The sequence below is a fragment of the Rhodococcus sp. IC4_135 genome (genome assembly GCF_011602025.1).
In the GTDB taxonomy this organism is placed as follows: Bacteria; Actinomycetota; Actinomycetes; order Mycobacteriales; family Mycobacteriaceae; genus Rhodococcus_F; species Rhodococcus_F baikonurensis.
This window is the reverse complement of the sequence record NZ_JAAOLG010000002.1, coordinates 37,610-55,325: the sequence shown is the minus strand read 5'-3', so window position 1 is coordinate 55,325 and position 17,716 is coordinate 37,610. Positions and strand designations below refer to the sequence as shown.

Here is a 17,716-nt window from a genome sequence, read left to right as displayed (position 1 = left end):
TCCGTGACGGTTCGATCGACTTTCTCAGACGCTGGCAACGCCAGGCGCGAGGAAGCGCTTGCCGTTGACGGCTTCGGAGGTGCCGGTCCGGTCCAGGTACGGCGTGATGCCGCCGTTCCAGAATCCGAATCCGCCGCCGAGCAGCAGGCAGAGGTCGATGTCCTCGGCTGCCGCTACGACGCCCTCGTCGAGCATGATCTGAATTTCCTCGGCGAATGCACGACGTGTGCGCTCGAGGACCTCTTCCGAGGTGGACACCTTGTCACCCTGCGGCCACAGCGCGGCGACCTCGGGATCGACGGCCTGACCGTTCTCGCCCCAGGTCCACACGCCGGGCTTGCGAGCCTCGACGAGTGCTTCGAGTCCCGGTGAGCTCTTGAACCGGTCAGGGTACGACTCCTGCAGGGTCTCACCGGTGTGCAGAGCCACTGCGGGTCCGACGAGGGCCAGCAGCGTGAACGGCGACATGGGCATGCCGAGTTCGGCGATGGCATTGTCCGCGACGTCGAAGGGTGTGCCTTCGTCGACGGCGGACATGACCTCACCCAAGGTGCGGGTGACGAGGCGGTTGAAGACGAAGCCGGCCTTGTCGCCGCAGAGGACGGCGGACTTCTTCAGCGACTTCGCGGTAGCGAAAGCCGTTGCGAGAGTGGCATCGTCGGTCTTGCTGCCCTTGATGATCTCGAGGAGGGGAAGAACGGCCACCGGGTTGAAGAAGTGGAAGCCGACCACGCGCTCGGGATGCTCGAGCCCGGACGCCATCTCCGTGATGGAGAGCGAGGAGGTGTTGGTCGCGAGGATGGTTTCGGGAGCGATGAACTGCTCGAGTTCCGCGAAGACCTTCTTCTTGACGTCCATGTTCTCGAAGACGGCTTCGATGACGAAGTCGGTCTTGGCGAACGCGGCCTTGTCGAGGGAACCGGAAACGAGTGCCTTGAGGCGGTTCGCGGCGTCGGGGGACAGACGCCCCTTGCCCTGGAGCTTCTCGATCTCGGTGTGGACGTAGCCGACACCCTTGTCGATGCGCTCCTGGTCGATGTCGGTCAGGATGACCGGCACCTTGAGCTGGCGGACGAAGAGCAGCGCGAGCTGGCTGGCCATGAGGCCGGCACCGACGATGCCGACGCCGCTGACCTTACGAGCGAGTGAGCGGTCGGGTGCTCCCGCGGGACGCTTGGCGCGCTTGTTCACCAGATCGAATGCGTACAGACCCGCACGAAGCTCGTCCGTCAAGAGGAGATCGGCGAGAGCCTCGTCCTCGGCCGCGAAGCCCTTGTCGAGCGAAGCGGCATCGGTGATGTCGGTGCTGCGAGCCAATTCGAGCAGCTCGACAGCCTTGACCGCGCCGGGAGCGTTGCCCTTGGTCTTGCCGTCGACGATTGCCTTCGCACGAGCGATCGCGTCGTCCCAGCCCTGGCCACGATCGATCTCGGGGCGAGCGGGGGTCACTGTGCCGGCGAGGACCTGCGACGCCCAGGCGAGAGACTGCTCGATGAAGTCGGCGGAGTCGAGAACGACGTCGACCACGCCGAGTTCGAGTGCCTTCTTGGGGGAGAGCACCTTGTTCTGGTTCAGTGCGTTTTCGATCACCACGGTGACGGCGTTGGACGGGCCGATCAGGTTGGGGAGCAATTGCGTTCCGCCCCAACCTGGGACCAGACCGAGGAACGCTTCCGGGAGACCGAGCGCGCCCGCGTTGGCGGCAACCGTGCGGTAGTGGCTGTGCAGGCCTACTTCGAGTCCGCCGCCCAAGGCGACGCCGTTGATGAAGGCGAACGTGGGAACCGAGGACTCACGTAGGCGTCGGAACACCTTGTGGCCCAAGCGACCCAGTTCGAGTCCCTGCTCACGTGAGGTGATCGCGGGAACGCCCTTGAGGTCCGCGCCGGCGGCGAAGATGAAGGGCTTGCCGGTGACGGCGACGGCAACGGGGTTGGCTGCAAAGGCTTCGTCGAGGGCAGCGTCGAATGCTGCGAGTCCGCCGGGACCGAAGGACGACGGCTTGGTGTGGTCGAAGCCGTTGTCGAGGGTTATCAGTGCAAACGGGCCCTCGATGCCGGGGACCGAGATGATCTTCGTGTAGGCGTTCGTCACGACCTCGTCGGCGAATGCTGTTGCAATATCAGACATTTAGTTAACTCCTGCCTGGTAGTCAGCGTGGTTCGGGTTCTCCCAGATGACGGTTCCGCCCATGCCGAGGCCGATGCACATGGTGGTCAAGCCGTAGCGCACGTCGGGACGCGTCGCGAACTGGCGGGAGAGCTGCGTCATCAGGCGAACGCCCGAGGAAGCGAGGGGGTGGCCACACGCGATGGCGCCGCCCCACTGGTTGACGCGCGGGTCGTCGTCGGCGATGCCGTAGTGCTCGAGGAATGCGAGGACCTGAACGGCGAACGCCTCGTTGATCTCGAAGAGTCCGATGTCCTCGATCTTCAGGCCGGTGCGTGCCAGCAGCTTCTCGGTGGCGGGAACCGGGCCGATTCCCATGACGGCGGGGTCGACGCCCTGGTAGGCGAAGCCCACCATGCGCATGCCGACCGGCAGTCCGAGCTCGGCTGCGGTGTCCTCACCGGCGAGCAGGGCGGCGGTGGCGCCGTCGTTGAGTCCGGCGGCGTTACCGGCGGTGATGCGTCCGGCCGGGCGGAACGGCGTCTTGAGCTTCGCGAGATCTTCGACGGTGGTTCCGGGGCGCGGCGGCTCGTCCTCGGTGGCCAGGCCCCAGCCTGCAGAACTGCGGGTGGCGACGGGGACCAGGGTGTCGGCGATGAAGCCGGCCTTCTTGGCAGCGTCGTACTTGTTCTGGCTGTTCACGGCGTAGGCGTCCGTGCGTTCCTTGGTGATGGTCGGGAACCGGTCGTGCAGGTTCTCGGCGGTGTTACCCATCACGAGGGCACTCGGATCGACCAGGCGATCGGCGAGGAAACGCGGGTTGGGGTCTGCGCCCTCACCCATCGGGTGGTGACCCATGTGCTCGACGCCACCGGCGATCACGACGTCGTACTGGCCGAAGCCGATGCCCGACGCGGTGGTGGTGACAGCGGTCATCGCGCCGGCACACATGCGGTCGATGGCGAAGCCGGGAACGGTTTCGGGGAGACCGGCGAGGATCGCGGCCGTGCGGCCGATGGTCAGGCCCTGATCACCGGTCTGCGTGGTGGCTGCGACGGCCACTTCGTCGATCCGCGCGGGATCGAGCTGCGGGTTACGACGAAGCAGCTCACGAATCGCCTTGACGACGAGATCGTCTGCGCGTGTGTCGGCGTACATGCCTTTCGGGCCGGCCTTGCCGAACGGGGTGCGAATGCCGTCGACGAAGACGACGTTGCGTTGGTTGTTTGTGGATGGAGCCACGCGAATTCCTCCTGATGGAGCTGCCCACCGCACCGAAGGGCGGTGAGACGTTGGTTCGGCGATCACGGCCAGGCGTCCGGCCTCGTATCGAGCGTACTACTGCCCATTACTGACCGGTAACTTAACGTGCCGAATTGCTCCAACTTCACACCGGGGTCAGGTCAGGATTCAGGCGCTTCGGCCTCGGGTTCGGCCGGGACCACGGAGTTCAGTGCCTCGGCGAGGACAGGAACCGTCAAAGTGCGTTGCCAGCCACGTGCGCCTCCCGAAGTGAGCTTGGTCTCGATCGCACTCTCGACTTCGGCGATGTCCGAGTCGGGTTCCAATTTCCAGTCCCAGCACAGGCGCCTGACCAGGTCGGGTTGGAGCAGATTCTCCACCGGTACCGACACCTCTTTGCTCAGGTCCGACAGTGCGGCTCTGGCCGCCGTCAAGCGGTCCGCTGCCGCCGGATCCTGGCGGGCCCAGCGACCGGCGGCCGGAGGTCCGACGATGGGCGGGGTCTTCGGCGGAAGCTCGCTGTCGGGGAGCCTGCGCGCAGCTTCCAATGCGTCCATCCAGACACGTGAATACCGGCGTTGACGTGGTCCGCCGAAGACGGGAAGCGAGCGGAGCGCGTCCAACGACTGGGGATCTTTGAGGGCGGCATCGATGATCGCGGAGTCGGGAAGAACTCGGCTCGGCGACACGTCACGCTTGCGTGCGAGATCCTCACGGGCTTGCCACAACGCCCGCACCGCCGCCAACTGGCGCGTGGTCTTGAGCGAGGTGATGTGCGATGTACGACGCCAGCGGTCCGGTTTGGGCTTGGGTGGTCCGGCCAGACGGATGTACTCGAACTCTTCCTTCGCCCATTCGAGCTTGCCTTGGGATTCGAGTTCGGCTTCCATTGCGTCGCGCAATTCGAGAAGCACTTCGACGTCGAGGGCGGCGTAGTTCAACCAGGCGTCCGGCAGTGGACGTGTCGACCAGTCCGCAGCCCCGTGACCCTTGCGAAGTTCCACTCGCAGAGTTCGTTCCACAATCGCGGCGAGTCCAACTCGCTCGAATCCGGCCAGTCGTCCGGCAAGTTCGGTGTCGAACAGCTCGGCCGGTGTCAGGCCCAGTTCGGCGAGGCCGGGGAGATCCTGATCGGCGGAGTGCAGCACCCATTGCAACGGGTTGATCACCTCGGCCAAGGGCCGCAGGTCTTGCGCTGTCGGAATCGGGTCGAGCAGGAACGATCCTGCTCCTTCGCGTCGGAGCTGGATCAGGTACGCCCGTGCCGAATAGCGGAATCCGGATGCCCGCTCGGCGTCCACCGCGAGCGGGCCGTGACCGGAAGCCAGCGCGGCCGCGGCACCGGAGACGCCGGCGGCAGTGGTGATGACTTCCGGAACTCCGTCACGCGGTACGAGCAGCGGAACTACGTCGGAGGTGGGCTCGGTCGCATCATCGGTGACTTCGGACATGGTCATTGACTCTACGTCGCAGTGGGGACAGTGGTTGTCACCTCAGCGTCGAACAGTTCGTCGAGAGCTGCCCCGAAACCTTGCGCGAGCTGGTCCAATTCGGGTGCCAGATCGGAGCAACTGACGATGCCGACGTCGAGTTTTCCGTCGAGCGACATCACCGTGACGTTCAGGCCCGCCCCGTGGAAGATCGGGCCGAGCGGGAACATTCCTTTGATCTGTGCACCGAGGAAGTAGAGCGGGACCGGCGGCCCGGGCACGTTGGAGACCACCAGGTTGGACACGACCGGATGACGCTCGGCGAGCTTGAGTGACGAGTACACGCGCATGGCGGCGCCGAATACCGCCGGTGATGCGAACTGTGACCAGTCCTGGAGCATGTTCGCGCCCAGGGCTTCGTTGTGGTCCTTCGAGGTGGCGTTGTAATCGCTGATCGCGTGCAGGCGTTCGACGGGATCGGCGATCTGGGTGCCCAGTTGCGTGAACATGCCCGAGATCTGGTTCGTGCCCGGCCGGTCGGACTTGCCGTGAACCGAGACGGGAACCATGGCGACGAGGGAGTCCTCCGGTAGTTCGTCCCGGTCCTCCAGATACTTACGCAGAGCTCCGGCGCAGAGCGCCAGGACCACGTCGTTGACCTTCACGCCGTGGCGGTCTTTCACGGCTTTCACCTTCGCGAGATCGAGTTGGCTGAACGCGACGTTGCGGTGGCCGGTGATAGCGCCGTTGAACGAGGTTCGCGGCGCGGTGAACGGCGCAGGCATGGCTTCACCCTTGCGTGCACGCGTCACCCACTTGGGGAGCATGGCGATTCCGCCGGGGACCAGACGGGCAATTCGTGCGGGCCGTGCGATGACAGCCATGAGTCCGCCGATCGCGATGTCGAGAGTTCCGGCGTCGCCCGCGCCCTGGGCATCGGGATCCACGAGAGCCGGCGAATCCGGTTCGAGGCTGCACAGCTGAGCCAGGATGTTTGCGCCGGTGACACCGTCGGCGGCGCTGTGGTGGATTTTCGACATGACGGCGATCTGCCCGTCGGCGAGGCCCTCGATGACCCACATCTCCCACAGCGGACGGGACCGATCCAGCGGCTGGCTGGCGATGTGTCCGGCAAGTTCCGCCAGTTCCGCGTGCGTTCCCGGCGCGGGTACCGCGGTCCGATGGCAATGCCGCTCGATGTCGAAATCGTGGTCGTCGACCCAGACCGGGTAGTCGAGATTGAGGCGAGAATCTTTGAGTTTGCGCCGGAAGGTCGGCATGGTGGCCATCCGCGAGTCCAACTCGCGGAGGAGCTTCCGGTAGTCGTAGCCGCCCGGAATGGTTGTCGGGTCGAGCAGGACAAGTCCACAAACGTGCAATAGCTGGGTCGGTGTTTCCAAGTAGAGGAAGGTCGCGTCGAGTCCGCTGAGACGTTGCATGACTCATTCTAGAACAGGTTCTAGTAATTTTCCGGGGAAATGCGTAAACGAGTAGCGGAGTCAGTCGCTCTGCCGCGACAGCGTGGTTATCCCGGCGGGCGGAAGCCCTGCCGCGTATGCCAGGACTTCGCAGAAGGCCTCCACGTGGTGAGACAGTTCGGAAGAAGTTGCAGTCCAGGACGCTCGCAGCTCGAGCTGATGGGCCCGGGGCGGCCCGGCGATGTCGCCGTACCGCACCGACGTGGTGGCCGTGACCGTACCGCCCAGGGCGACAAAAGGTTCCGGGCCGGCCTCGAGTGCATCCACCAGCCAACTCCAGGCTACTTCGGGAAGCAGCGGATCCGCTGCGACGGCTTCGTCGAGATCGGCTTGGATGTAGGCCACCAATCGCATGGTCCCGTTCCACGCCTCGTCGCCGTCCGGATCGAACAACAGGATCAGGCGGCCGAAGGCGTCACCTTCGGACTGCTCTGCCACGACGTCGGAGTCCGGGTGCAGAACCTCGGCTCCCACGGCGTGACTGTACGGAGCGAGACGCTGCGGCGGACGGATGGGACCGACCTCTATCTCGGGCCGAACCCGCGCAGCGGTCATCGCCTCCACGGCGGCACGGAACTCGGCCGGGTCGGCTGTCGATCCGGATGTCGTCACAGGTCAGGACGTTAGTCGGGGATGTGGGCGGGGAGGTGGAGGCGCGCCGACCGAGAGTGGCCCGGGTGTGTGGCCGCTCACGAACCGCTCGGGTGTCCGATCCGGAGTGTCGGGCATGGCAGCATTGAGTCGATCGAAGACACACGTTGGCGGAGAGCGCGAGGACTGATGAGCGGGTTGGACAACATGAATTCAGGCACCACCGGGTCGGCGGAATACAGCGCTCGGCGAGTCTTGCCCGACGCACCGTTGCTTGCCGCGGCGACCGGACGCACTCCGAGTCGGCGGCCGGTGTGGTTCATGCGTCAGGCCGGGCGTTCGTTGCCCGAGTACCGCGAGATCCGCGCAGGGATCGGCATGTTGGAATCGTGCTTCGATCCGGCGCTGGTCTGCGAGATCACGATGCAGCCGGTGCGTCGTCACGACGTGGATGCGGCAATTCTGTTCTCGGACATCGTTGTTCCGCTCAAGGCCGCGGGAATTGATCTCGACATCGTTGCCGGTGTCGGACCCGTGGTTGCCAATCCGATCCGTTCGATCGCCGACGTCGCAGCGCTCCCGCGACTGGTCCCCGAAGAGGTCGGGGCGATCGCGCAGGCCGTTCGACTTCTCACCACCGAGTTGGGCTCCACGCCGCTGATCGGCTTTGCCGGAGCACCGTTCACCTTGGCGTCGTATCTGGTCGAGGGTGGTCCGAGCCGGAACCACGAGAAGACCAAGGCGCTCATGCACTCCGATCCGAAGACCTGGCACGCGCTGCTCGGAAGCCTGGCCGACACCACGATCTGCTTCCTGCAGGCGCAGCTCGAGGCTGGTGTCGACGCGGTTCAGCTGTTCGACTCGTGGGCGGGCGCCCTCTCGCTCGCGGATTACCGGGAATTCGTACTTCCGCATTCCGAGCGAGTGTTCGCCGAGGTTGCCGCTGCCGGCGTTCCGCGTATCCATTTCGGTGTCGGTACCGGTGAACTCCTCGGGGCGATGGGGGAGGCGGGCGCCGACGTCGTGGGTGTCGACTGGCGGATTCCGCTCGACGTCGCCGCCGGTCGTGTCGGCCCCGGCAAGGCTCTGCAAGGCAATCTCGACCCCGCCGTCCTGTTCGCCGGCCCCGAGGTGATCGATCGCGAGGTGCGTCGGATCGCCGCCGAAGGTGACCGCGCGATCGAAGCCGGCGCGATCGGCCACATCTTCAATCTCGGCCACGGCGTTCTGCCCGACACCGATCCGTCGGCGATCACGTCGGCGGTGGAGCTGGTGCACTCGCTGTGACGACCACTCGGCCGTCGGTCGCGGTGATCGGAGGCGGAATCTCCGGTCTGGTTGCCGCGTACCGGCTTCGGCGCAGTCTGGGCTCCGACGCCGACATCACGGTTGTCGACGACTCGCCGCGACTGGGCGGGAAGCTGCGGACGATAGATCTGGGCGGCGGCCCGGTCGACATCGGTGCCGAGGCGTTCATCGCCCGGCGGCCGGAGGTGCCTGCGCTTCTCGCCGAGCTGGGACTGACCGATCAGATCGTTCATCCTGCTGGGCTGAGCCCGTTGATCTGGTCTCAGGGCTCACTGAACCGGTTGCCGGCCGGAACCCTGATGGGAATCCCTGCGTCGGCCGAGTCGGTGAGAGATCTTGTCGACGGGCAGACCTTGGCGCGCATAGCCGCCGAGGCAGGCGTCCCGTTCGAGTGGACCCGGGGTTCCGATTGCAGTGTTGCCGAACTGGTTTCAGGGCGATTCGGCGATCAGGTGGTCAGCCGATCGGTGGATCCACTGCTGGGCGGGGTGTATTCGGGGCTGGCGGACACCATCGGCGTGCGAGCAGCATTACCGACGCTCGCTGCGGCGCTCGATGCGGGGGCTCGTAGCCTCACGGCTGCAGTCACGGCGGCATTGCCGACGCCTGCACCCGGACCGGTATTCGGAGCGCTCAGGGACGGTTACGGCATCCTGCTCGATGCGCTGCGGGAGGCCGCCGACGCGAGGTTCGTCCGAGGAGAGGCCTCGGGGTTACGCAGAGACGGGACGGGGTGGAACGTCGATCCGCTCGGAAGCGTCGACGCGGTGATTCTGGCTGTCCCGGCTCCGCGGGCAGCGACGTTGTTGGCCGGAGTCGATCCGGGGATCGCGAGTATCGCGGCGCGGATCGAACTGGCGTCGTCCGTGGTGGTCGCGCTCCGCTTGTCCGGGCAGGTCGAACTTCCGCAGAATTCGGGGATCCTGGTTGCCACCGACGCCGACCTGACCGCCAAGGCGTTCACGCTGTCGAGTCGAAAGTGGACGCACCTCGCTGATCGCGGCGAGCATCTCGTTCGGGTCTCGTTCGGTCGATTCGGTGCATCGGAGATCGTCGATCGGCCGGATGGGGAACTCATCGAACTCGCGCGCGCCGATCTCGAGACCGTGACCGGAATCACCGAGGTGCCAACAGCGAGCTTCGTGCAGCGGTGGCACGGAGGTCTTCCCCAGTACGCCCCAGGTCACACGGAAATCGTGGCCGAAATCGAGTCCGGGATGGCGCAGTTCGACGGCCTCGAAGTGGCCGGGTCGTGGCTGCACGGCGTCGGGGTTCCGGCGTGTGTCGCAGTCGGCACGACGGCGGCTACACGGATATTCGAGCGAGTGGCACGATAGACCCATGGCACGCCTTGATTTCGACAAACTGAACTCTGAAATCCGTTACCTCATGTTCTCCGTGTTCCAGGTGGAACCCGGTGTGCTGGGCGATGATCGGGAAGCTGCGGTCAAGGACGCCCGCTTGTTCTTCGAGGGTCTCGAAGACAAGGGCGTCGTGGTTCGCGGCATCTACGACGTCGCCGGCTTGCGCGCCGACGCGGACTTCATGATCTGGACCCACGCGGCCAGCATCGAGGAACTGCAGGCCGCGTACGCGGATTTCCGTCGCACCACGGTCCTCGGTCAGGCGAGTGCTCCCATCTGGAGCAACTCGGCGGTGCACCGCCCCGCGGAGTTCAACAAGAGCCACGTGCCCTCTTTCATCGCGGGTGAGGATCCGGGCGACTACATCTGCGTCTACCCGTTCGTCCGCTCGTACGAGTGGTACCTGCTCCCCGACGAGGAGCGTCGCAAGATGCTCGCCGATCACGGTATGGCTGCTCGTTCGTACAAGGACGTTCGCGCCAACACGGTCCCGGCCTTCGCTCTGGGGGACTACGAGTGGATTCTCGCGTTCGAAGCACCTGAGCTCATCCGTATCGTCGATTTGATGCGCGACCTGCGTGCCACCGAAGCGCGCTTGCACGTTCGCGAAGAGGTGCCGTTCTTCACCGGTCCGCGCGTGGACATCGAGAAGTTGGTTCTTTCCCTTCCCTGATCTACCTCGAAAGTAGTTTCTGTGACAACTGCACCGAACCGGCGTCGTCAACACATGTCCCATTGGGGAATGTTCAGCGCCGAATCGGTCGCCGGCGAGGTGACCGCCGTGCATCCGTACGAGGGTGATTCGAATCCTTCGCCGATGCTCGGCAACCTCGCCGGTTCGGTGCGCAGCCGGTCACGCGTCACGGGTCCGGCGGTGCGTCGGGGTTGGCTCGAGAACGGGCCGGGTCCCAGCGACCGGCGTGGAGCCGACGAATTCGTCTCGGTCACCTGGGACGAGCTGACAGAACTGCTCGCGCGTGAATTGCGTCGCGTGGTCGACACGCATGGAAACAACGCGATCTTCGGCGGCTCGTACGGCTGGGCCAGCGCCGGTCGATTCCATCACGCGCAGAGCCAGGTTCACCGATTTCTCAATCAGCTGGGTGGATACACCAAATCGGTCCACAGTTACTCGCTCGGAGCCACCGGCGTCATCATGCCGCGAGTGGTGGGAACACACTGGAAGTTGTTCGCGCGCTCCACGTCGTGGGACGTCATCGCGAAGCATTCCGATCTCCTCGTCTCGTTCGGGGGAGTTCCGATCAAGAACACCGGCGTCAATGCCGGTGGTACGAGCGGTCATCCGACACTCGGGGCGCTCGACGCGTTTCGGGCTCGCGGCGGAAAGATCGTCTCGTTCAGTCCGCTGCGTGACGACGTCGAGGGTGACTGTGAATGGATCGCACCCGTCCCGGGAACCGATGTGGCGATCATGCTCGCAGTGGCTTTTGTCCTGGCGTCGGAGGGTCTGCACGATCGCGAATTCCTGAACCGCTTCTGCGTCGGTTACGAACGCTTCGAGGATTACCTGCTGGGTCGCGCCGACGGTGTACCGAAGGATCCGCGCTGGGCGCAGGAGATCTCCGGGGTGCCCGCCGAGTTCGTCACCGAATTGGCTCGGCGAATGGCGTCGGGCCGGACGCTGGTCACGGTCACGTGGTCGTTGCAGCGCATCAAACACGGTGAGCAGGCGCCCTGGATGGGGGTGACCCTCGCCGCGATGCTCGGCCAATTCGGGCTTCCGGGTGGCGGTTTCGGGCACGGCTACGGTTCGATGAACGAGCCGGGTCTGGCTCCGGTGCCGTATCCGTTGCCGACCTTCTCTCAAGGTGTGAATCCGGTGTCGGATTTCATTCCGGTAGCCGCGATCTCCGATCTGTTGCTCTCGCCCGGTGAGGAATTCGACTACGACGGCAGGCGCCTGACCTATCCGGATATTCGGTTGGTCTACTGGGCTGGTGGCAATCCGTTTCACCACCACCAGGATCTCCCGAGGCTGCGACGGGCATTTGCGCGTCCGGACACGATCGTCGTTCACGATCCCTACTGGACGCCGATGGCTCGCAGCGCCGACATCGTCGTCCCGTCGACCACTTCGCTCGAACGAAATGACCTGAGCTGCACACGAAATGATCCGCTTCTGGTCGCGATGCAGCAGGTCGTTCCTCCCTTCGCGAACTCGCGTGACGACTATGACACGTTTGCCGATCTGGCTTCCGCACTCGGATTCGGGGAGCAGTTCACCGAGGGGCGATCCTCACAGGAGTGGATCGAGCATCTCTACGATCAATGGCGCCCGTTCGTCGATGCAGACGGCGGCAACACACCGACGTTCGAGGATTTCTGGTCCGACGGGCACTACCGGATGCGAACCGAAGACAACCTCGTGCTCTTCGGTGACTTCCGCGAGGACCCCGAGAAGTATCCGCTCTCGACTCCGAGTGGGAAGATCGAGATCTTCTCCGAGACCATCGAGTCGTTCGGCTACGCCGACTGCGCCGGCCATCCGCGCTGGTACGAGCCCGACGAGTGGTTGGGCGGACCGCGGGCCTTGCAATACCCGCTTCACTTGATCGCCAACCAGCCCAAGACGCGACTGCACAGCCAACTCGATCACGGTGCTGTCAGTCAGGCGTCGAAGGTCAAGGGACGCGAGCCGATTCGTATGCACCCCGATGCCGCGGCCGCGCGCGGCGTGTCGGCTGGGGAGGTCGTGCGCGTGTTCAACGATCGCGGGGCATGCCTGGCTGGTGTGATCGTCGATTCGGATTTGCGGAGCGACGTCGTCCAGTTGTCGACCGGTGCGTGGTACGACCCACTCGATCCTGCCGATCCCGACTCTCTGTGTGTTCACGGAAATCCCAACGTTCTGACGCCGGACATCGGTACGTCTTCGCTTTCGCATGGGTGCACCGGCCAGCACGTTCTGGTGCAGATCGAGAAATTCGAAGGGGTACTGCCACCGGTCAAGGCGTTCGATCCGCCGGTGCTTGGTTCGCGCTGACGGAACCGATCGGGCACCTCCCGCGTCGAACCTCGTGAGCGCCTGAATCAGGCGTCACGATCTATCGAAGGTGGGGGCCATCGTGAATGCAACGGATGTTGGTTCGATGCGGGGGCGGGTCGAAGTTCTTCGGGCCCAGATCGATTCGATGCAGGTCGAACTGTTGGAGCGAACACGATCGCTGGCGGACTTGCAGGAGAAGATCGCTCGAGCGACGGCGACCGTGCATTCGAGCGACGGTAGCGTGGAAGTGGTCGTGGACGCTTCGGGCGCGACCGTGGGAGTCACCCTCTCGGGGAGCGCCTACGGCAAGCATTCGCCGGCAGCGTTGGGGAATCTGATCCTGGCTACCGCCACATCTGCGGCGGAGGACATGCGCCGACAGGTCGCCGAGATGTCGAGTCCGTTCACGGAAGCGGCCGGAATCGATTTGCCTGACCTCGTCCCCGGTGTGCTCGGATTGCGTGAGATTCTCGCCCCTCGTCCGGCGTCGGTGCCGGCAGGCAGCGACGAGAACTGGGACCGCACCGTTCTGCGGAGCTCCGGCAATGTCTGAACTGGGCGTGGACGTAGCCGCGATGAAAAGTGCTGCACCTGCATTCGAGGCAGTTTCTGCCGATCTCGACGAGGCGCGGAGTGCTCTGGAAACAGCGGCAGGCGCCGAAGAGGGTTGCTGGGGAGCTGACCAGTTCGGAACCGCATTCTCGGACGCATATGTTCCCGGTGCGTCGTCAGCGGTCGGTGGGATGACATTGGTCGCGGGTGCGCTTCGAGAATTGACCGCCGCGCTGATCGAGATCACCGATCGGTTCGAAGCGATCGACACCTCGCTTGCCGACGACCTGGCGGGTGGGCTCTGATGGGACTCGAGATTCCGGGCTGGTTACAGGCGGTTGCGTCGGTCGCGGTGGGCAGTGACTGGCCGCAAGGAGACGAAACGGCACTGTGGAGGTTGGGTGATGCCTGGTCAGACGCGGCTGATCGGATCGAGGCTTCGGCCGCTGCCGGTGGTTATGGTTTGCAAGCAGTACTGGCTTCGATCGACGGTCGCGCCGGCGACTCGTTGTCTCGGTATTGGTCGGAGGCCGGGGGAGTTGCGGAGGTCTTCGAGCGGTTGTCCTCTGCTGCAGCCGAACTGGGGCAGTCGTGCACCGATACGGGCACGGACATCGAGTACACCAAACTGTCGATCCTCGCGGCGCTGAGCGCACTGGCGCTCGAGATTGCCGCCATGGTGGCGGCTGCTGTCCCGACACTGGGTGCGAGTACAGCCGGAATCGTGGCGGCTGAGGTCGCAACAACACTCACGGTCCGAATGTTGTTGCAGCAATTGTTGATACGAGTGATCGAGGCTGCAGCAGTGGAAGCTGCCGCAGCCGTCTTCTCCGGTCTCGCCATTCAACTGGGTCAGATGACGATGGATCATCGCCAGTCGATCGACGGTGGCAAGGTCATGACCGAAGGGCGCGACGGTTTCGTCAAAGGACTGGCGAACGGGGGGTTGAAGACGACGCCGGATCGTGTCGGGCCTGACCCGAACCCGCTCCCGACCGGTTCGAGGTTGCAGGAGATCGCACGGGGCGCTTTCGACGACGCGGTGTCGGGAGCGTCCGCTGCGATCGTGACGAAGGAAGTCACGGGCGGCGATGCCTCGTTGACGGACATCACGTCCGGCGCAATCGGTGGTGGGATCGGGTCAGTCAAGGACGGTCTCGTCGCTCGCAACGAGGACCTGAACGCGGCCGGTCTGAGCCCGACCGCGCTGAACTGGGACTTCTGAGTCGAAGTCTCGATCCGTGGGCTACTCCCGTGATTGGGGGGTAGCCCACGACCCGGCTACTGAGCGGGCTCGAGAACCAGCGAGATCGAGTTGATGCAGTACCGCTGATCGGTGGGCGTCGGGTATCCCTCACCCTCGAAGACGTGACCGAGGTGGCTGTGGCACTTCTTGCAGATGACCTCGACGCGGCGCATCCCGAGTGAGCTGTCTTCCTTCAGTATCACGGCATCCGAATCCGCCGGATCGAAGAAGGACGGCCACCCGCAGTGCGATTCGAACTTCTCGGTGCTGCGGAACAGTTCGGCTCCGCACGCCCGGCAGGAGTAAACACCTTCCGTGGTGGTGTCGGTGTACTCGCCGACGAAGGGGCGTTCGGTGCCGGCTTGGCGCAGGACGGCGAACTCCTCCGGAGTCAGCTTTTCGCGCCACTCGCTCTCGGTGTACGTGACCTCAGGTGTGCTGTCGATGCCATCGTGTGAAGAACTCATGCCTCCACGCTAATGCTTTGTCGCCGTTTCGGCTTCGTCGGCAGGTGAGACGGTATCGAGCGGGCGATCGAGGAGGTACGCGGGATCGATTCCCTGATCCAAGCGGCCCTCTCGACGCGCGACCAGATACCGATATCCGAGGACACAGAAGATCACGATCAGCAGAAGGCTCCAGCCGAGGGTGCTCTTGGTGTATTCGGCTGCCCGGCCGAAGGTCGGCCAGCGGTTCGACCACCAGTTGTCGAATGTCATGAAGCCGTAGACGGCGAGCCACGCCGGCCAGTTCCGCATGACCGAGTTCTTGAGCACCACGGACATCAGGAGCGGCAACAGCATCATCGAGTAGTACATCTGGCCGAGCGAGGGCAGTAGGAACGACGCGGTCATGATCACGCCGGTCGCGGTGGTGAGGAAGAAGAGTTCGTCGTTGCGGTAGTAGCGGTACAGAAGCCACAGAGAGACGACGACCATGGCGGCAAACACGACGCGCAACAGCAGGATCAACCATTCGGGCAGACCGAAGTACGCGCCGTTTCCGACAATCGAACTGTTGAAGTAGTCACGGGATTCGAGCAGGTACGGCACGGTGCGGCGGACGAAGTCCATCGGATCCGACGCAAGCGGCCACGCCACGACCGTGAGAATGAACGGGATGCCGAGGGCGGTGACGAACACCTTCCACTGACCGCGGACGAGTGGCAGCAGGAGCAGCGGCGCGAGAGTGGGTTTCACTGCGATGGTGAGACCGATCGCGGCGCCGGCCCACAGATCCTTCTTGCGCATCAGCAGCAGGAGGAAGGCAACTTCGCCGAGCAGGACGAGACCGTTGATGTTGGTGAACACCAACGTGTTGGTGACCGTCTCCGACATGAAAGCGCCGAGTATCAGAATCGGCGCGGCGATGGAACTGATCGTCAGGTCGAACAAGCGCAACAGCAGGTAGAGAGCCACGAGGATGGCGACGGCATTGACACCGATGAACAGCCACCGCGAGCGCTCGGGATCGAGGATCGCCAGGGGCGCCATCAACAACGAACCCGATGGTGGGTACAGGTAATGGGGGTCTACCGAGTTGAAATCTGCGGTGTAGACGTCGCGACCGTTCCAGAACGCCAGCGCGGCGTTGTAGACCGGTCGGAAGTCATCGGTGATGGCGCCGTTGACGGCTGTGACGATGACACGATTGAGCACGGTCATCACGGCGATCGGCCACAAAACGAAGTTGACGACTTGTTGGGTTGTCCGCCCGGTACGCGGCTCGAGCTGTCGAAGGAACACTTCGGCACGGTACACCGGAGCAGGGTGTGATCGGGGGATGCACCCCTTTTCGGTCGTGGTGGACGAGCGCCCGAGTCAGGCCGGGCACACGCTTCCGTTGCTGGGCAGGGAGGCGTCGGTGAGGTATGCCCTCATCGCCTGCTGCGCACAGGTGGATTGTGCCGCGGGGTGACCCGCACCCTGCCAGTCCAGGGTTGCGAAGCGCGACCCTGCGTTGGTGACGACGCCGGTGACGGTCGAGAGTCCGGAGTTTCCGACGGCCGGGTCACCCTGACCGCTCAGCACGAGGACGGCGGGCTTCAACTGGTTGGGCAGGGGAGAGTTGGCGGTCGACGGCCAGCTGGCGCATGCGAGCAAACCGAGCGCGGCTTCTCGCCCGAATACCGGATAGTTGGTGCCCCACGTGTCCGCCAGTTCGCGGGCACGCCCGATCCCCGGCCACTGCGTGCCGTCGGTGCATCGTCCGATGAACTGGCCGTCACCGTCCACCTCGTTCTCTGCCCGGGCGGCACGCTCTCGAATCGGCGAAGCGTTGCCGGTACCGAGCGCGGACAAAGCGTCAGACAGTGAGCGGGTCTCTTGCTCACGGTTGGTTCCGGCAGTCCACAGACTCGCCGAAATCGCGTTCGACACCGCAGCGGCGGACAGCGGCTGGAATTCATCGCCCCGCGCGCGTTCCATCAAACCCGTGACCGATTTCTTCGGATCAGGTCCGAGCGAGCACCCCAGCGCCACACATCGCTGAGCAAATGCGGTCAACGCGGCTTCCTCGCCCTGCACGCGGCTCTCTGCCTCGGTGGCAGCGTCGGTGGCCACCGGAGCGGGAGAATCGAGGATCAACCTCGCGAGGTTGTCCGGGTGGGCCGCCGCATAGCTCAGCGCGATGTCCGAGCCGGACCCTGCCGACCACAGAGCGATGGTCTCGACGCCCCACCGTGCACGTAGAGCGTCGATGTCCTCGGCAGCGGAGTCCGCGCCGAACTTCAGTTCTTGAGGATCGAGGTAGTCGGTACACGCGATGGTTGCGTCGTGACCGAGTGCGGAGACCGCGTCGGCGGCGTCGCCGGTGGAATCCGTGTCGTACTGGCCCAGATCGTGAAGGCCGCGCCGAATCTCCGGCGTCATGCAGTCGATTGCGGTGGACCTGTCGATTCCGCGTCGATCCAGGGCAACGACGGGGTGATCCGCAAGTACCGTCGTCAATCCGGTTGCAGCGAGCATGGCCAGAGACTCTCCCGACGAACGGTCGGTGCCGGAAGTGAACACGATCGGATACGCGTTTGCAGGTGTCGACGAGGTCCGCGCGCGGGTCAAGCCGGCAGTGAAGTTGCCGTCGATGGCACCGGTCACGTCGATGGGGGCACTGAATTCCGCGCATTCGAGGATGACGCCGGCGCTCGACGCCGCGAGAGCCTGGTCCGCTAGTGACGTGCCGGTGCAGTCCCGCCACGGTAGGTCGTCGGTCGGGACGCCAGGGTCAACCGGCGGCGCATCGGGCGACGGTCCCTCGCTCTGGGCAGGGCTGCCGTCGGTGCGGCCTTCGACCGCGACGGCGGGCCGAAGCGACGGTCCGGCGCCGCACGCACAACACGTCGCGAGGACGACGGCCATCAAAGCAACTCTGCGCATGCCGACCAGAGTGCC

15 protein-coding genes are annotated in these 17,716 nt (G+C 64.7%); 7 read left to right on the top strand and 8 right to left on the bottom strand.

Annotated features, from left to right (window positions below):
* Positions 1-24 precede the first annotated feature (24 nt).
* The 5 genes from G8767_RS05070 to G8767_RS05050 form a co-directional block, all read right to left on the bottom strand.
* On the bottom strand, positions 25-2,130 hold the full coding sequence (locus G8767_RS05070) for a 3-hydroxyacyl-CoA dehydrogenase NAD-binding domain-containing protein (RefSeq protein WP_166809533.1): 2,106 nt from the start codon (positions 2,128-2,130) through the stop codon (positions 25-27).
* Positions 2,131-3,351 carry a thiolase family protein gene (locus tag G8767_RS05065; protein WP_095970517.1) on the bottom strand — a complete coding sequence of 407 codons (1,221 nt, stop codon included), beginning with the start codon at positions 3,349-3,351 and terminating at the stop codon, positions 2,131-2,133.
* Positions 3,352-3,512: 161 nt separating this feature from the next.
* Entirely contained in the window at positions 3,513-4,802 is a 1,290-nt protein-coding gene (locus tag G8767_RS05060; protein ID WP_166809532.1) for a ribonuclease D, read from the bottom strand.
* A gap of 11 nt (positions 4,803-4,813) precedes the next feature.
* Positions 4,814-6,220 carry a wax ester/triacylglycerol synthase family O-acyltransferase gene (locus tag G8767_RS05055; protein WP_166809531.1) on the bottom strand — a complete coding sequence of 469 codons (1,407 nt, stop codon included), beginning with the start codon at positions 6,218-6,220 and terminating at the stop codon, positions 4,814-4,816.
* A gap of 60 nt (positions 6,221-6,280) precedes the next feature.
* Entirely contained in the window at positions 6,281-6,871 is a 591-nt protein-coding gene (locus G8767_RS05050; protein ID WP_166809530.1) for a DUF3000 domain-containing protein, read from the bottom strand.
* A 168-nt stretch (positions 6,872-7,039) separates the two neighbouring features.
* Here G8767_RS05050 and hemE point away from each other — a divergent pair, with 168 nt between their 5' ends.
* The 7 genes from hemE to G8767_RS05015 all read left to right on the top strand — a co-directional run bounded on the left by hemE (position 7,040) and on the right by G8767_RS05015 (position 14,306).
* Positions 7,040-8,137, top strand: coding sequence for a uroporphyrinogen decarboxylase (gene hemE / locus G8767_RS05045; protein ID WP_124569718.1), 1,098 nt, complete (start codon positions 7,040-7,042; stop codon positions 8,135-8,137).
* Positions 8,134-9,495 (top strand): protoporphyrinogen oxidase, encoded by a 1,362-nt coding sequence (locus G8767_RS05040; protein ID WP_166809529.1) that lies wholly within the window; start codon positions 8,134-8,136, stop codon positions 9,493-9,495. The genes hemE and G8767_RS05040 overlap by 4 nt, the downstream gene beginning before the upstream one ends.
* Positions 9,496-9,499: 4 nt before the next feature.
* Complete coding sequence (gene hemQ, locus G8767_RS05035) at positions 9,500-10,195, top strand: hydrogen peroxide-dependent heme synthase (RefSeq protein WP_019748269.1); 696 nt, start codon at positions 9,500-9,502, stop codon at positions 10,193-10,195.
* 54 nt (positions 10,196-10,249) lie between these two features.
* Entirely contained in the window at positions 10,250-12,526 is a 2,277-nt protein-coding gene (locus G8767_RS05030; RefSeq protein ID WP_166809793.1) for a molybdopterin guanine dinucleotide-containing S/N-oxide reductase, read from the top strand.
* 82 nt (positions 12,527-12,608) lie between these two features.
* On the top strand, positions 12,609-13,082 hold the full coding sequence (locus G8767_RS05025; protein WP_346842959.1) for a YbaB/EbfC family nucleoid-associated protein: 474 nt from the start codon (positions 12,609-12,611) through the stop codon (positions 13,080-13,082).
* Positions 13,075-13,386, top strand: coding sequence for a hypothetical protein (locus G8767_RS05020; protein ID WP_166809527.1), 312 nt, complete (start codon positions 13,075-13,077; stop codon positions 13,384-13,386). Before G8767_RS05025 ends, G8767_RS05020 begins: the two co-directional genes overlap by 8 nt.
* Positions 13,386-14,306, top strand: coding sequence for a hypothetical protein (locus G8767_RS05015; protein WP_124569713.1), 921 nt, complete (start codon positions 13,386-13,388; stop codon positions 14,304-14,306). The genes G8767_RS05020 and G8767_RS05015 overlap by 1 nt, the downstream gene beginning before the upstream one ends.
* A gap of 56 nt (positions 14,307-14,362) precedes the next feature.
* Here the strand turns inward: G8767_RS05015 and msrB are convergent, their stop codons facing one another.
* The 3 genes from msrB to G8767_RS05000 are packed head-to-tail and all read right to left on the bottom strand — an operon-like array spanning position 14,363 to position 17,701.
* On the bottom strand, positions 14,363-14,794 hold the full coding sequence (gene msrB, locus G8767_RS05010; RefSeq protein ID WP_166809526.1) for a peptide-methionine (R)-S-oxide reductase MsrB: 432 nt from the start codon (positions 14,792-14,794) through the stop codon (positions 14,363-14,365).
* A 9-nt stretch (positions 14,795-14,803) separates the two neighbouring features.
* Positions 14,804-16,087 carry a glycosyltransferase family 87 protein gene (locus tag G8767_RS05005; RefSeq protein ID WP_166809525.1) on the bottom strand — a complete coding sequence of 428 codons (1,284 nt, stop codon included), beginning with the start codon at positions 16,085-16,087 and terminating at the stop codon, positions 14,804-14,806.
* 60 nt (positions 16,088-16,147) lie between these two features.
* Positions 16,148-17,701 carry an alpha/beta fold hydrolase gene (locus G8767_RS05000; protein ID WP_166809524.1) on the bottom strand — a complete coding sequence of 518 codons (1,554 nt, stop codon included), beginning with the start codon at positions 17,699-17,701 and terminating at the stop codon, positions 16,148-16,150.
* Positions 17,702-17,716 lie beyond the last annotated feature (15 nt).